The organism is Clostridium thermobutyricum (assembly GCF_000371465.1).
GTDB lineage: Bacteria > Bacillota > Clostridia > Clostridiales > Clostridiaceae > Clostridium > Clostridium thermobutyricum.
The window spans coordinates 1,482,304-1,497,356 of the sequence record NZ_KB850956.1 but is presented as its reverse complement, the minus strand read 5'-3'; the positions used below and the strand labels follow the sequence as shown (position 1 = coordinate 1,497,356).

Below are 15,053 nucleotides of genomic sequence, written 5' to 3'. Positions count from 1 at the left end.
ATATATATAAATAAGGAGTAAAAAATGATTTATTTAGACAACAGACAAGAAGAAATAAAAGTAAGTGAAGAATTAATAAAAGATATGGAAAAAGTAATTTATTTTGCTTTAAAAGAAGAAGAGGTAGAGAATGAATGTGAAGTATCATTAGTCCTTGTTAATAATGATGAGATAAGAGAGATAAATAATGATACTAGAAATATAGATAAGGCTACAGATGTGCTTTCATTTCCAATGCTAGATTATCCAAAAGGAAAAGTTTTCAAAGATGTATATAAAGAAAAAGAATTTGATGAAGTATATTTAGATGGAGAAGAACTTGTGTTAGGAGATATTGTTCTATCACTTGAGAAAGCTTTAGAGCAATCAAAGGAATATAATCATAGTTATGAAAGAGAAGTTTTTTATCTTATAGTTCATTCAATACTTCATTTATTGGGTTATGATCATATGATAGAAGAAGAAAAAATTATAATGAGAAAAAGAGAAGAAGAAATATTAAATAAATTAGATATTAGAAGATAGAGGGTGGTTGGACATGAAATTAAAAAAAATAGTAGATAGTTTTAATTATGCAATAGATGGAATTATATACACTGTGAGAACGCAAAGAAATATGAAAATACATATGTGTGTAACATTATTAGTTTTAATTTTATGTCTTTTCTTCGATATATCGAAAATAGAAATGTTAATACTTGCCATAACAATTGCAATGGTTATAGGAGCAGAACTTTTTAATACAGCAATTGAAGCAGTAATAGATATGAATACAAATTATTATCATCCTTTAGCTAAAATAGCTAAAAATGTAGCAGCAGGAGCAGTAGTAGTAACAGCCTTAAATGCAGTTTTAGTTGGGTATATAATATTTTGGGATAAATTAAGTAATTTATCTTATATACTTTTAAATAAAATAAAAGAATCAGAACCACATACAATATTTATATTACTTGTAATAGTTAGTATAGCTACAATAATTGCAAAAGCTATTTTTGGAGAAGGAACACCATTAAAAGGTGGAATGCCGAGTGGACATAGTGCATTAGCTTTTTCAATAGCAACAGCAATTTCATTTATAACAGAAGAGCCAATTTGTATGATGTTAAGTTTTTTAATGGCATTTATTACAGCACAAAGTAGAGTAGATGCAGAAGTTCATTCACTTTTTGAAGTTATAGTTGGAGCTATATTTGGTATGTTAATAACAATATTAATTTTTACTATTTTTAGATAAAAAATATAAAATAAATATTGTTATTAATAAAAATAATGATATAATATTATGCACAATAAATAAAAATAGTATATACTTAAGGCTAGGGGAGGGTTTTTTATGAAAGAAAAAATACTTATAAAAGAGGCTATAAAAGCAAGAGAGAATGCTTATTGTCCATATTCAAATTTTAAAGTTGGAGCGGCTGTATTATTTGAAGATGATGAAATTTATACAGGATGCAATGTTGAAAATGCTTCTTTTGGAGCTACAATGTGTGCAGAAAGAACAGCTATTTTTACTGCTGTATCAAAAGGAAATACAAAATTAAAAGCAATTGCTTTAATTGGAGATTTAAATGGTTACACTTATCCTTGTGGTATGTGTAGACAGGTAATGAGTGAATTTGCAGAAAATGGAGATATTAAAGTATATATAGTAAAAAATGAAACAGATTATTTAGTAAAAACTTTAGATGAATTAATGCCAGGAAGCTTTACTAGAAAAGATCTTGAGTAGGAGGAAATAATGTTTAAATCAGGATTTGTATCAATAGTAGGAAGACCAAATGTAGGAAAATCAACACTTATGAACTATATTATGGGAGAAAAACTTTCTATTGTATCTAATAAACCACAGACAACAAGAAATAATATTCAAACAATAAAAACAACAGATGACTATCAAATGGTGTTTGTTGATACGCCAGGTATACACAAGCCTAAACATAAATTAGGAGAATACATGGTAAACTCAGCTAAAGACTCAACCAAAGATGTTGATTTAATCCTTTTCTTAACTAATCCAGATGGAGAATTAGGTAAAGGAGATAGTTTTATTTTAGAAAGTTTAAAAGGAAAACAATGTCCAATATTTTTAGTTTTAAATAAAGTTGATGAATTTACACAAGATAAAGTTGCAGAAACATTATCTAAATATTCAAAAGCTTTTGAATTTGATGAAATAATTCCTATATCAGCGATAAAAGGGAAAAACGTAGATACTTTACTTAAATTAATGGTAGATAAATTACCCGAAGGACCTAAATATTATCCAGACGATATGATAACAGATGTTCAAGAAAGATTTGTTGTATCAGAAATAGTAAGAGAGAAAGCATTAAGATGTTTAAGAGATGAAGTTCCACATGGAATTGCAGTAGACATAATAAGAATGAAAAAGAATGAAAAAGGTATATATCATATAGAAGCAGATATAATTTGTGAAAAAGATTCACATAAAGGAATAATAATTGGGAAAAATGGAGCAGTTCTTAAAAAGATAGGGGAAACTTCAAGATATGAATTAGAAAGATTTTTAAGAACTAAAGTTATGCTAAAACTTTGGGTTAAAGTAAGAAAAGAATGGCGTGATAATAATAACTTATTAAAAGAGTTAGGTTATAAAAACGTAAAATAAAGTTTGTTGGGAGCTTTAAAATGTCTTTATTTAAAACCAGTGGGGTAATAATAAAATCAGCTGATTATAAAGAAAATGATAAGCTTCTCTGGATTTATACAGAGGAGCTTGGAAAAATTACAGCTATAGCAAAAGGAGCAAAAAAAAATAAAAGTAGATTATTTTCAGTAACATCTCCTCTTTGTTATAGTGATTATGTGGTATTTAAAGGAAAAAATCTTTTTAATCTTCAAGAAGGAAAGATAATAAATTCTTTTAAAGGATTAATGAGCAATTTAGATAAATTAACATATGCATCTTATGTTTGTGAACTTATAGATATAGGTTTAGAAGATGGAGAAATAGACAAGAACTTGTATATAGAATTTATTAAAACTTTATATCTTTTAAATACAGATGCAATAGACTATGAGCTTTTAATAAGGTCATTTGAACTTAAACTATTAAAAGCAACTGGATATGGAATAAATCTTGAAACATGTTCTATTTGCAAAAGGAAAATTAGAACTTCAAAGTATATAAATTTACAAAGCTATGGTGGAATTTGTGAAAATTGTAATAAGGACCATAGTATTCATATATCTAAAGAAGCATATGCAGCTTTAAAATTTTTAAATAAGATTGATGCAAGTAGAATATATATGATGAAATTATCAGGTGATATAAAAAAGCAAATTGAAAAAATAAACCTATATTTTATATCAACTAATTATTCAAGAAAGCCAAAAAGTTTAGAGATGTTAAATTATATTAAGGAGTGATGATTTATGATGGATATTACATTAGAAAAAATTGATAAGATAGTAGAAAGACTAGGTGTAAGCTATAAAGATGCTAAAGATGCTTTAATAGAGGTAAATGGAGATGTATTAGAAGCGATAATAGCTTTAGAAACAAAAGGTGCTAAAAGTACATATGCACAGTTGAAATCTGAAGAATCAAATGAGTATTCTTATAACGAAGCATCTACTTGTTCAATTGAAGACTTTAAAACATGGATAAAGAAAGTAATTGAAAAAGGTAATGTAAGTAGAATAAAAATAAAAAAAGACGAAGTTGTAATTTTAGATATTCCAGTAAATGCTGGTATATCAGCTATGGTAATAGCTGCTATAATTCCTGCATTTTTAGCATTTGGAGTTATAGCAGCTGTAGCTACAAAAATTACAATAGAAATAACTAAATGTGATGGAAGTGTTGAAGTAGTAAATAAATATGTTAAAAAGATGGCAGATGAAGTCATGGAAAAAGCAACTGTTGTAGCTAGTGAAGTAAAAGAAAAAGCTACTCAAACTGCTATGGACGTAAAAGAGAAATTGTCAGATGTAAGAAATGATATGAAATATAAAAATGAGAATAAAAGTAAAGTTTATTCAGGTGATGATACTGTTTACACTTATACAGTTAAGTTTGATGAAGAATAGCTGTAAAATAAAGTAAATTATAGATAAAAGAATCTATAAAGAGTTAATCTGTTATAATGGATATATATTAAATGAAACAGAGAAAAACAGAAAAATTCAGATATAGAAAAAAAAGGAATTAATGGTATAATTAGAATGTAACAAAGATTCCGATAAATCTGAATTATCTGAATATTTACTCTCATAATAAAGAAAGAGGGATAAATTTGAAGTTATCAGAAAGGCAAGAAGAGATTATAAGATTAGTTAAAGAAGGACAGCCAATTACGAGTGAAGCACTAGCAGAAAAATTAGGAGTGACTAGAGCTGCACTGAGAGCCGACTTAGCAATATTAACAATGATAGGTGCTTTAGATGCTAGACCTAAAGTAGGTTATGTATATTCAGATAAACCTAAAAGTAGTCTTGTAAATGAATATATAAATGAGATAAAAGTTGGCGAAATTATGTCAAAACCTTCAGTTGTAGGTGAAGAGACTACAGTTTATGATGCAATTGTATACCTATTTCTAAATGATGTAGGAACATTATTTGTAGAAAATGGAGGATTCTTAACAGGGGCAGTTTCTAGGAAAGATTTTCTTAAAATTGCAATTGGTGGAACAGATATTCATAAAGTTCCTGTAGGAGTTATTATGACAAGAATGCCAAATATAATATGTGCTTCAAAGGAAGACTCTGCATATGTGCTTGCTACAAAAATAATAGAGCATGAAATAGATAGTATTCCTATAGTAGAAAAAACTATGGTAGATGATAAGGAGCAATATAAAATCTTAGGTAAAGTTTCTAAAACCAATATCACAAAATTATTCGTTAAGCTTGGGAAAAAATAAATAGGTAGCTACGAGGGCTAAAAGCCCTCGATAGTATATAACTTAAGTATTGAACGGAGGAGTATTGAGATGGAGAAAAAGTACGTTTACCTTTTTAAAGAAGGTAATGGGTCAATGAAAAATCTTCTAGGAGGTAAAGGGGCAAACCTTTCTGTAATGACACAGCTTGGAATACCAGTTCCACAAGGGTTTACAGTTACTACAGAGGCTTGTAATAAATATTATGAAGATGGAAAAGTTATTTCAGCATCAATCATAGAAGAAATTGAAAAATGTATGAAAGAACTTGAAAAAGAAACAGGAAAAGAATTTGGAAGCACTGAAAATCCATTACTTGTATCAGTAAGATCAGGAGCTAGAGTTTCAATGCCTGGAATGATGGATACAATATTAAACTTAGGTTTAAATGATGAAGCTGTAGAAGCTATGGCAAAGCTTACAAATAATCCAAGATTTGCATATGATTCATATAGAAGATTTATTCAAATGTTTTCAGATGTAGTTATGGATGTAGAAAAAAGATTATTTGAAGATAAAATTGATGAAATGAAAGAAAAAAGAGGAGTTAAAGATGATACAGATTTAACTGCTGAAGACTTAAAAGAATTAGTTAATCAATATAAAGAAATATATAAAAAGGAAAAAGGTGAAGATTTCCCACAAGATCCAAAATTACAGTTAATAGAATCAGTTACAGCTGTATTTAGATCATGGGATAATCCAAGAGCAATAGTATATAGAAGATTAAATGATATACCAGGAGAGTGGGGAACTGCTGTAAACGTTCAACAAATGGTATTTGGAAATAAAGGAGAAACTTCTGGAACAGGAGTTGTATTCTCAAGAAACCCAGCTAATGGAGATAATGAAATTTATGGTGAATACTTAATGAATGCACAAGGTGAAGATGTTGTTGCAGGTATAAGAACACCACTTCCAATCTCAAAATTAGAAGAACAAAATCCAGAATTATATAAAGAGTTTATTGATATAGTAAATAAATTAGAAAATCACTATAGAGATATGCAAGATATGGAAATGACTATAGAAGAAGGAAAACTTTATTTCTTACAAACAAGAAATGGTAAGAGAACTGCTCCAGCAGCTCTTAAAATAGCAGTTGATTTAGTAGAATCAGGAATGATTACTAAAGAAGAAGCTATACTAAAAGTTGAACCAAAACAGCTTGATACTTTATTACATCCAGCCTTCTATGATGAGGATTTAAAGAAAGCTACTCCAATAGCTAAAGGACTTCCAGCTTCACCAGGTGCAGCATGTGGTAAAATTGCATTTACTGCAGAAGAAGCTAAAGAAAGAGCTGCAAATGGAGAGGCAGTAGTATTAGCTAGACTTGAGACATCACCAGAAGATATTGAAGGAATGATTGCAGCAGAAGGTATTTTAACTGTAAGAGGAGGAATGACTTCACATGCAGCAGTTGTTGCTAGAGGAATGGGAACTTGTTGTGTAGCAGGATGTGGAGAAATAAAAATAAATGAAGAGAATAAAACTTTAGAAGTAGGAGGAAAAATTTATACTTCTGAAGATTTCATATCAATAGATGGAACAACAGGTAATATATATGGAGAAAAGATAAAAACTGTAACTCCAGAAATAACAGGACATTTTGCAACATTTATGTCATGGGTTGATGAAATAAGAAAATTAAAAGTTAGAACTAATGCTGATACACCAAGAGATGCAAAACAAGCAGTTGAGTTTGGAGCTGAAGGAATAGGACTTTGTAGAACAGAGCATATGTTTTTTGCAGAAGATAGAATATTAGCTGTTAGAGAAATGATTATAGCTAAAAATGAAGAAGATAGAAGAAAAGCTCTAGATAAGATATTACCAATGCAAAGAGCTGATTTTATAGCTATATATGAAGCATTAAAAGGAATGCCAGCTACAATAAGACTTTTAGATCCACCACTACATGAGTTCTTACCTCATTCAGAAGAGGACAAGTTATCTCTTGCTAAAGAATTAAATATAGATATAGAAGAAATTAAAAATGCAGTAGAAGAGAAACATGAATTTAATCCAATGATGGGGCATAGAGGTTGTAGACTTGCAGTTACTTATCCAGAAATTGCAGAAATGCAAACAAGAGCTATAATAGAAGCTGCAATAGCTGTTAAAGTTGAAAGAGGATATGACGTAGTTCCAGAAATAATGATTCCTTTAATTGGAGAAGTTAAAGAACTTAAATTTGTTAAAGATATAGTAGTTAAAACTGCTGAAGCTGTTATGAGTGAAAAAGGAACTAAATTAGATTATAAAGTTGGAACAATGATAGAAATTCCAAGAGCAGCATTAACTGCAGATAGAATAGCAGAAGAAGCTGAATTCTTCTCATTTGGAACAAATGACTTAACTCAAATGACATTTGGATTCTCAAGAGATGATGCAGCTAAATTCTTAAATGCTTATTATGATAGAAAAATATATGAACAAGATCCATTTGCTAAATTAGATCAAAATGGTGTTGGTCAATTAGTAAAAATGGCAACTGAAAAAGGTAGATCTACTAGAAGTGATATAAAACTTGGAATATGTGGAGAACATGGAGGAGATCCTTCATCAGTTGAATTCTTCCATAAAATAGGATTAGATTATGTATCATGTTCACCATTTAGAGTTCCACTTGCAAGACTTGCAGCAGCACAAGCACAAGTAAATAATAAAAGATAATTAAAATAAAAAGGAAGCTTCACCTATTTGGTGAAGCTTTTTATAGTTTTATATTGTATTCATTTTCAATTCTTGACTTAATATTTTTAACAAATAATAAATGGGAAGAAGTTTTATCTGTGGCTTTTAAAAGCATATCTACAAATAATTTTTTATTGCATTTATTTTTATTTCTATAATAATCCCTTGATATTTTCCAATATTTTTGAGGAAAACAAATATATGAAATAAGATATCTAAAATCATCAGTAGACATTTTATTTGCTTCATTATACTCTCTAAAAAGTCGTAATGCTAGCTCGATATTCCAAGCTGTTTTATCTCGTCTAAGAAGTCTTCTCAAAAAATAACCAAAATCTTGCATAGAATATTCATATTTACATTTATCCAAATCTATAAGCCAAATATTATCATCTTTATCAAAAAGAAGATTTTTACTTACATAGTCACCATGACAAAGAGATTTAGATAAGTTGTTATTATTTATATTACTAGCTATTTCTAAAGAAAATTTAGCAATTTCTAAATTTACATCGAAAAATTCTAAAAAAATTTCAGAAAAATGATCTTTTGTTTTTATTGAATAATTATAAGAAAGCAATATTTGATTAAAATGTTTTAAGGTTGTTATGTAAATATCAGTCAAACCTTCTCTTTTTTTACTTCCTTTTATTGGAGTGAAGTTTTTAGAGCACTTATGTGCATAGGCTAATTGACGAACTGCTGTTAAAACATGAGAAGTTTCATCAAAACTACATTTTATTCCATCAATCCAAATAGTTAATATGAATAGCATTCCGTTATAATTGACATATTTATTTCCATCTAAAGTATCTAAAAGTTTAGGGGTATGTATATTATTTTTAGATAACCATTCTAAAGCTGAATATACAAAAAGAAGATTTTTTTCATCAAAGTAAACTTTTTTTAAGCAATAAGATTTATTTTCATAAGTTATTTTAAATACAATTCTCTGTTTGTCTGTATCTTTAAATTTTATTATTGTAATATTTGAATTTTCTAATCCGTAATGATTAAGAACTTTATGTCTAATTCTTTCTTCACTAAAAATATCATTAGAAATTTCATCAGAAAATTTTTTCATAAATAGTCTCCTAAATAATATTATTACTATATTCTATGTTGTTTATATAGAGAAATAGAATTACAAATTTTAAATAATAAAAAAATATTATTTTGCAAATAATAAATACTAGTAATATTTAGAGGAATTAAGAGATAAATATAGAATAAATGAATAGAGAGTTAAAAAATATTAAATATTTATAAACTTAGAGCTTGACAATTGAATTAAAATAAAAAAATAAAATTGAAAATTACTAAAATTAGGCATAAAACGGATAAAATTAGGAAAGATAAAATTATAAAAATAAAAAAGAAGGATTTTTATAAAAGAAGAAGAATAAATAATTAAAGCAAAAAATATATTAAAAGATAAAAAATATATTAATAAAGAAGGAAAAGAGAAAAAAATGTCGAATAATATATGAGTTGCAAAATAAATTTGATTAGGAAGGAGGGATCTCCTTGCGAATTTCAGAGGAAACTATTGAGAGAATAAAAAATGAGAATGATATTGTTGATATTATTTCAGAAACAGTAAGGCTTAAACGTTCAGGAAGAAATTATATGGGGATTTGTCCTTTTCATCATGAAAAGTCACCTTCATTTAGTGTATCTCAAGATAAACAGATATATAAATGTTTTGGATGTGGTGAGGCAGGTAATGTTTTAACTTTTGTTATGAAACAGAAAAATCTTAATTTCATAGAAGCCTGTAAATTATTAGCTGAAAAAGCTAATATTCCATTGAATTTAGGTGGAGATGAAGATGATAAATTAGTTAAAAAGAAATCGCTACTATATAAGATAAACGTAGAAGCAGCAAGATATTTTTTCTCTAATTTACAAAATGATAAAGAGAAAAAAAACTATTTTCTAAGAAGAGGTATAAGTGAAATAACCATTAAACGATTTGGGCTAGGTTATGCTAAAGATGGATGGCATAATTTAAGAATGTATCTAAATAATAAAGGTTTCAATGACAATTTGCTTTTAGAAGTGGGCTTAGTTTTAAAAAGTGAGAAAAAAGGAACCATTTATGATAGGTTCAGAAATAGAGTAATGTTCCCAGTTTTTGATGCTAAAGGGCGTGTCATTGGATTTGGAGGAAGAGTTTTAGATGATTCTAAACCAAAATATTTAAATTCACCAGAAACACTTATATTCCAAAAAGGAACAAATTTATATGGATTAAATTTTGCAATAAAGAATAATATAAAAGATAGATATTTCATTATGGTGGAAGGATATATGGATTTAATAAGTTTAAATCAATATGGAATACATAATGTAGTAGCATCATTAGGTACTGCTTTAACAATTAAGCAAGCTAGACTTCTAAAACGTTATGCGGATAAGGTTATAATTTCTTATGATGCTGATGTTGCAGGACAAACAGCAACGCTTAGAGGGTTAGAGATATTAAAAGAAGCTGGGTTTGATGTTAGAGTATTGCAAATACCAGAGGGGAAAGATCCTGATGAATTTGTAAGAAATAATGGTAAGGATTCTTTTATGAAGCTAGTAAATGAAGCTGAAACTTTAATTGGGTATAGACTTAAAAAAGCTAAAGAAGGAATAAATTTCAAAGATCAACAGTCTGTAGTAAAATATGGAAATAGGGTAGCGACTATAATTAGCAATTTAAATCCAGTAGAAAAAGATATATATATAAAATCTATTTCGGAAGATACAGGAATTAAAGAACAATCTTTATATGATCTTATACAAATGCAAAGAAATGAAAAAAATGAGGGGAATATGTATAAAAAGGAAGAAATTGGAACAAAATTATATGTAGAACCAGCATATGTAAAAGCAGAGAGAACAATTATAAAGTTAATGCTAATAGAAGAATTTTATAGCAAAATAATATCAAAAATTAGCGAAGAAAATTTTAATAGAGAAGAAAATAAAAAATTATTTAAAATAATAAAAAAAGGTATGAATGAAAAAGTTGAAAATATAAATTCATATATAGAAACTTTTTGTGATGACCCCAATTCTTCACAAGAATGGGTTAAAATAAAAGAATTTAAAATTTTAGAAGCTAATGATAAAAGAAAACTTATACTTGATAATATAAATGAGATTAAATCCTTTAAGTTGAAAGAAGATATACAAAATATAAAAATGAAACTTAAAGAATCAGAGAAGAATGGAAACTTTGAGGAATCTATAAAATTAGCGTCAGAGCTTAATAGATTAAATGCTGAGCTAAAAGGATTAGAGAGAGGTTAATTTGGCTGTGACGGAAGGAGGCAACAAGAATATGGTAGAAAAAACAAAGGTAAAAAAAGACGATAAAAAAGAAAAAAATAATAAAATGACGGTTGTCAAAAACTTAATTGATAAAGGAAAGAAAAATGGTACATTATCATATAAAGAAATAATGGATGAAATAGATAATATAGAATTATCTCCAGATCAAATTGAAAAGATATATGAAGTTCTTGAGTCAATGGGAATTGAAGTAATTGGTGAACCATCAGCTAAAGAAGAGGAAGAAGAGGAAGAATTAGATTTAAGTATACCAGAAGGTATAGCTATAGATGATCCAGTTAGAATGTATCTTAAAGAAATTGGTAAAGTTCCTCTATTATCCTCAGAAGAAGAAATGGAATTAGCTAGAAAAATTGAAGAAGGAAGCCAATATGCTAAGAAAAAATTAGCAGAAGCAAACCTTAGACTTGTTGTAAGTATAGCAAAAAGATATGTAGGAAGAGGAATGTTATTCTTAGATTTAATACAAGAGGGTAACTTAGGTCTTATAAAAGCAGTTGAAAAATTTGATTATAGAAAAGGATTCAAATTTTCAACATATGCTACATGGTGGATTAGACAGGCGATAACAAGAGCTATTGCAGACCAAGCAAGAACAATAAGAATACCAGTACATATGGTAGAAACTATAAATAAACTTATAAGAGTTCAAAGACAATTACTTCAAGAGCTTGGAAGAGATCCATTCCCAGAAGAAATATCAAAAGTAATGGAATTGCCAGTTGAAAAAGTTAGGGAAATACAAAAAATTGCCCAAGAGCCAGTTTCTCTTGAAACTCCTATTGGGGAAGAAGAAGATAGTCATTTAGGAGACTTTATCCCAGATGATGATGCTCCAGCTCCAGCAGAAGCAGCAGCATTTACAATGTTAAAAGAACAACTTATAAATGTTCTTGATACTTTAACTCCAAGAGAAGAAAAAGTATTAAGATTAAGATTTGGTTTAGATGATGGAAGAGCTAGAACATTAGAAGAAGTAGGAAAAGAATTTAATGTAACTAGAGAAAGAATAAGACAAATTGAAGCAAAGGCTTTAAGAAAGCTTAGACATCCATCAAGAAGCAAAAAGCTTAAAGATTATCTAGACTAAAAAAAGCACCATGGAGGTGCTTTTTTAGTTTTTATAAAAAATATACAAAAAATAGAAAAGAGTTTATTGACAGGAGAAAAGAAATGGAATTAAGTAAAAGATTAGAGATGATATTAGAGAATATAGATAATTGTGATAATTTAGTTGATGTTGGAACAGATCATGGATACATACCTATAGAAGCAATTAAAAGAGGAATATCTAAAAGAGCAATTGCATCTGATATAAATAAAGATCCTTTAGATAAAGCAAAACTTAATTCTATATTTGAAGGAGTAGATGAAAGCTTAGAAGTAAGATTGGGTAGTGGATTAGAAACTGTAAAAGTTGGTGAAGTAGATACTATTGTAATAGCAGGAATGGGAGGAAATCTTATAAGAGACATTCTTGAAGAAGGAAAATTAAAAGCAGAAAAAGCTAAAAATATAATTCTAGTACCAGCACAAAATCCAGAAGTTTTGAGAGAATATTTATATACAAAAGGATATGAAATAATAAAAGAAGACTTATGTTTTGAAGATGGGATCTTTTATGAGTTATTTAAAGTAAAAGTAAATGAAAAAGAAAAAACAGAGTTAGAAGATATATATTATGAAGTAAGTCCTCTTATTTTAAGAAGTAAAAACCCTCTAATGAAAGATTATTTAGAAGAAAAAATAGAAAAATATAATAAAATTATAAATCTTATAAATGATGAAAGTGAAAGTGCTAAAGAGAGAAAAGCATTTTTAAATGAAAAGGTAAGTATTTTAGAAAATATGATTAAATACTGTTAAAAGGAGATTTGTTATGAGTAGATGTGTACAAGATATAATTAATGAAATGGAAGCTTTTGCGCCAAGCAAATTAAAAGAAGATTTTGATAATGTAGGGCTTATGGTTGGAGATAAGAATAGAGAAGTAAAAAAAGTTTTATTAGCTTTAGACTGTACAAAGGAAGCTATAGATGAAGCTATAGAAAATAAATGTGAAATGATAATAACTCACCATCCTCTAATATTTAGAAAACCAAATAGGATAGTAAAAGGAGATTTACTAGGAGATAAAATTATAAAGCTTATAGAAAATAAAATATCTGTATATTCTAGTCATACAAATTTAGATGCTATTAAAGATGGAATAAATGATAAAGTAGTAAGTATTTTAGGATTTAAAAAATCAAAAATAATAGATAAATCTATATTAGAAGATAGTGGAATAGGTAGAATTGTATATTTAGAAGAACCTATAAAAACAAAAGATTTAATAAATAATATAAAAGAAAAGCTTAATATAGATATGTTAACAGGACATATTTCAAGTGAATATGTTTCTAATATAGCAATAATAAATGGAAGTGGAAGCAGTTACTTTAATAAAGCATATGAAATGGGCGCAGATTGTATAATAACAGGAGATACAAGTTATCATTTTGTATCTGATTATAAAGAACTTGGAGTTACAATATTAGATGCAGGACATTTTGGAACTGAATGGTTAGCATTTTTATCAGCAATGGAGAATATAAAAGAAAATATAAAAGACGTTGAATTTGTAAAATCTATAAAAATTTCTAATCCTTATAGTTTTTTCTAATATTATAGTAAAGAAACATAAATTCTTTCATATAATATAAATGATATTAATTATATTATAGGTAAGAAATGGGGAGAAGAAATAAAGGATTTGGAGGGAATTTTAGTAAATCATTTGTGAATATTAGAAGAAATTTTGGAAATTGCGGTTGTTTTAGATGGTTTACACCAGTTAGATGTTGTATTTGTGTAGGAATATTCTTAATGTTGTTATTAAGTGGAGTTGGATTTTATCCAATGATAATAATAGGTTTATTAATAGTATTAATGCAACTCGTATGTTAAATAAAAAAGGCTAGATTAAAAAATCTAGTCTTTTTTAAAAAAATTACATAAATTAACTTTGATAAAGTTTTAAAATATGTTATTATAGTTATTGCGAGTAAGACGTGTAATCGCTGCTAGTCTTGAACTAGGAGAGGAAAGTCGGAGCTCCACAGGGTAGAGTGCTGGTTAACGGCCAGTCAAGGTGACTTGAAGGATAGTGCAACAGAGATATACCGCCAGAAGTCTTTATAGACTGAGTTTACTTTTGTAACTGGTAAGGGTGGAAAGGCGAAGGTAAGAGCTCACCAGCATATTGGAGACAATATGGCTATGTAAACCCCACTTGGAGCAAGACCGAGAAAGAAACATTATGGAGTGACCCGCTCCGTTTCATGGTGTGTCGCTTGAGCTTGCTGGCAACAGTAAGCCTAGATAGATGATTACTTAATACAGAACTCCGCTTATGGCTTATCTCGCATAAATTGAATTTAATAGAGATTAGGGATAAAGTTTAAAATCTTCCTTAGTCTCTTTTTATTTTGCATATTTTTATTAAGAAATAGAATATTATTTATTTTAATAAATTTTGTATAAATAATATCTTTTTATAATTTAATTGACTTATAAAATATATAATGTAAATTAATGATTTATATTTCAAATAGTATAAGTATATATGGAATAAAAAATATATTTTATGTATTTAAATAACTGTAAATAGAAATAATTAAATAAAATATACTTTATTATATATTGTATTTAATTATTTTTTTTATTAATATCATTTTATAAAGCTAATAACAGATAAAAAAGCATTATTAATTGTTACAGCTCTATCTCTTCTAGAATTAATATTATATTCAAGTATATAAGTTATACAATTACATAAGCAATTATTAGAATTATCACAGAATTGAAAATCAAAAGGATAGGATATAGGATTAATATTTGCAACTGAATCAGGTGTTACTACTGGATATATGTCAGAAATAGTCTGTATAGTACCATTAATACATTTCTTAACTCTAAAAGTAATTGTTGCAGATTGAGTATTTGATGCATTTACTAATGTTCCAGAGAATTTAACTAGGGTTGATAAAGTTTTAATATTTCGATTCTATAGATAGAGTGGCTAATGGAAAATAAGAGGTTTAGACTGCATTT

At 27.7% G+C, this 15,053-nt stretch carries 14 protein-coding genes and 1 other RNA gene; 14 read left to right on the top strand and 1 reads right to left on the bottom strand.

Features of this window, described 5'->3' with window-relative positions; all coding sequences use genetic code 11:
* The first annotated feature begins 24 nt into the window (after positions 1–24).
* The 8 genes from ybeY (at position 25) to ppdK (ending at position 7,592) form a co-directional block, all read left to right on the top strand.
* Positions 25–525: an rRNA maturation RNase YbeY gene (gene ybeY / locus HMPREF1092_RS06940; RefSeq protein ID WP_002597934.1), complete on the top strand. Its 501-nt coding sequence runs from the start codon at positions 25–27 to the stop codon at positions 523–525.
* 13 nt (positions 526–538) lie between these two features.
* Positions 539–1,237, top strand: a complete 699-nt coding sequence (locus tag HMPREF1092_RS06935) for a diacylglycerol kinase (RefSeq protein ID WP_002597933.1) — start codon at positions 539–541, stop codon at positions 1,235–1,237.
* A gap of 99 nt (positions 1,238–1,336) precedes the next feature.
* Positions 1,337–1,735 carry a cytidine deaminase gene (locus HMPREF1092_RS06930; RefSeq protein ID WP_002597932.1) on the top strand — a complete coding sequence of 133 codons (399 nt, stop codon included), beginning with the start codon at positions 1,337–1,339 and terminating at the stop codon, positions 1,733–1,735.
* A 9-nt stretch (positions 1,736–1,744) separates the two neighbouring features.
* Positions 1,745–2,635, top strand: a complete 891-nt coding sequence (gene era / locus HMPREF1092_RS06925) for a GTPase Era (protein WP_002597931.1) — start codon at positions 1,745–1,747, stop codon at positions 2,633–2,635.
* 20 nt (positions 2,636–2,655) lie between these two features.
* Positions 2,656–3,396, top strand: coding sequence for a DNA repair protein RecO (recO, locus tag HMPREF1092_RS06920; RefSeq protein WP_002597930.1), 741 nt, complete (start codon positions 2,656–2,658; stop codon positions 3,394–3,396).
* Between the two features lie 6 nt (positions 3,397–3,402).
* Positions 3,403–4,059: a DUF4342 domain-containing protein gene (locus HMPREF1092_RS06915; RefSeq protein WP_002597929.1), complete on the top strand. Its 657-nt coding sequence runs from the start codon at positions 3,403–3,405 to the stop codon at positions 4,057–4,059.
* A 206-nt stretch (positions 4,060–4,265) separates the two neighbouring features.
* Positions 4,266–4,895, top strand: coding sequence for a transcriptional regulator CcpN (ccpN, locus tag HMPREF1092_RS06910; RefSeq protein ID WP_002597928.1), 630 nt, complete (start codon positions 4,266–4,268; stop codon positions 4,893–4,895).
* Between the two features lie 69 nt (positions 4,896–4,964).
* Positions 4,965–7,592: a pyruvate, phosphate dikinase gene (ppdK, locus tag HMPREF1092_RS06905; protein ID WP_002597927.1), complete on the top strand. Its 2,628-nt coding sequence runs from the start codon at positions 4,965–4,967 to the stop codon at positions 7,590–7,592.
* Between the two features lie 40 nt (positions 7,593–7,632).
* Here the strand turns inward: ppdK and HMPREF1092_RS06900 are convergent, their stop codons facing one another.
* A complete protein-coding gene (locus HMPREF1092_RS06900; RefSeq protein ID WP_002597926.1) occupies positions 7,633–8,697 on the bottom strand; it encodes a CotS family spore coat protein in 1,065 nt (354 codons plus the stop codon).
* A gap of 443 nt (positions 8,698–9,140) precedes the next feature.
* Here HMPREF1092_RS06900 and dnaG point away from each other — a divergent pair, with 443 nt between their 5' ends.
* The 6 genes from dnaG to rnpB all read left to right on the top strand — a co-directional run bounded on the left by dnaG (position 9,141) and on the right by rnpB (position 14,369).
* Entirely contained in the window at positions 9,141–10,916 is a 1,776-nt protein-coding gene (gene dnaG / locus HMPREF1092_RS06895) for a DNA primase (RefSeq protein ID WP_002597925.1), read from the top strand.
* Between the two features lie 31 nt (positions 10,917–10,947).
* Entirely contained in the window at positions 10,948–12,048 is a 1,101-nt protein-coding gene (gene rpoD / locus HMPREF1092_RS06890; RefSeq protein WP_002597924.1) for an RNA polymerase sigma factor RpoD, read from the top strand.
* An 83-nt stretch (positions 12,049–12,131) separates the two neighbouring features.
* A complete protein-coding gene (locus HMPREF1092_RS06885) occupies positions 12,132–12,824 on the top strand; it encodes a tRNA (adenine(22)-N(1))-methyltransferase (protein ID WP_002597923.1) in 693 nt (230 codons plus the stop codon).
* A 13-nt stretch (positions 12,825–12,837) separates the two neighbouring features.
* Positions 12,838–13,623 (top strand): Nif3-like dinuclear metal center hexameric protein, encoded by a 786-nt coding sequence (locus HMPREF1092_RS06880; protein ID WP_002597922.1) that lies wholly within the window; start codon positions 12,838–12,840, stop codon positions 13,621–13,623.
* Between the two features lie 68 nt (positions 13,624–13,691).
* Positions 13,692–13,907: a hypothetical protein gene (locus tag HMPREF1092_RS06875; RefSeq protein ID WP_002597921.1), complete on the top strand. Its 216-nt coding sequence runs from the start codon at positions 13,692–13,694 to the stop codon at positions 13,905–13,907.
* A gap of 94 nt (positions 13,908–14,001) precedes the next feature.
* Positions 14,002–14,369, top strand: an RNA gene (gene rnpB, locus HMPREF1092_RS16630) — RNase P RNA component class A.
* The last annotated feature ends 684 nt before the right edge of the window (positions 14,370–15,053 follow it).

Excerpts from the sequence above, each read along its gene's own strand:
- ybeY (WP_002597934.1), top strand. The coding sequence starts at position 25 with ATGATTTATTTAGACAACAGACAAGAAGAAATAAAAGTAAGTGAAGAA.
- HMPREF1092_RS06935 (WP_002597933.1), top strand. The coding sequence starts at position 539 with ATGAAATTAAAAAAAATAGTAGATAGTTTTAATTATGCAATAGATGGA.
- HMPREF1092_RS06930 (WP_002597932.1), top strand. The coding sequence starts at position 1,337 with ATGAAAGAAAAAATACTTATAAAAGAGGCTATAAAAGCAAGAGAGAAT.
- era (WP_002597931.1), top strand. The coding sequence starts at position 1,745 with ATGTTTAAATCAGGATTTGTATCAATAGTAGGAAGACCAAATGTAGGA.
- recO (WP_002597930.1), top strand. The coding sequence starts at position 2,656 with ATGTCTTTATTTAAAACCAGTGGGGTAATAATAAAATCAGCTGATTAT.
- HMPREF1092_RS06915 (WP_002597929.1), top strand. The coding sequence starts at position 3,403 with ATGATGGATATTACATTAGAAAAAATTGATAAGATAGTAGAAAGACTA.
- ppdK (WP_002597927.1), top strand. The coding sequence starts at position 4,965 with ATGGAGAAAAAGTACGTTTACCTTTTTAAAGAAGGTAATGGGTCAATG.
- HMPREF1092_RS06900 (WP_002597926.1), bottom strand. The coding sequence starts at position 8,697 with ATGAAAAAATTTTCTGATGAAATTTCTAATGATATTTTTAGTGAAGAA.
- rpoD (WP_002597924.1), top strand. The coding sequence starts at position 10,948 with ATGGTAGAAAAAACAAAGGTAAAAAAAGACGATAAAAAAGAAAAAAAT.
- HMPREF1092_RS06885 (WP_002597923.1), top strand. The coding sequence starts at position 12,132 with ATGGAATTAAGTAAAAGATTAGAGATGATATTAGAGAATATAGATAAT.
- HMPREF1092_RS06880 (WP_002597922.1), top strand. The coding sequence starts at position 12,838 with ATGAGTAGATGTGTACAAGATATAATTAATGAAATGGAAGCTTTTGCG.
- HMPREF1092_RS06875 (WP_002597921.1), top strand. The coding sequence starts at position 13,692 with ATGGGGAGAAGAAATAAAGGATTTGGAGGGAATTTTAGTAAATCATTT.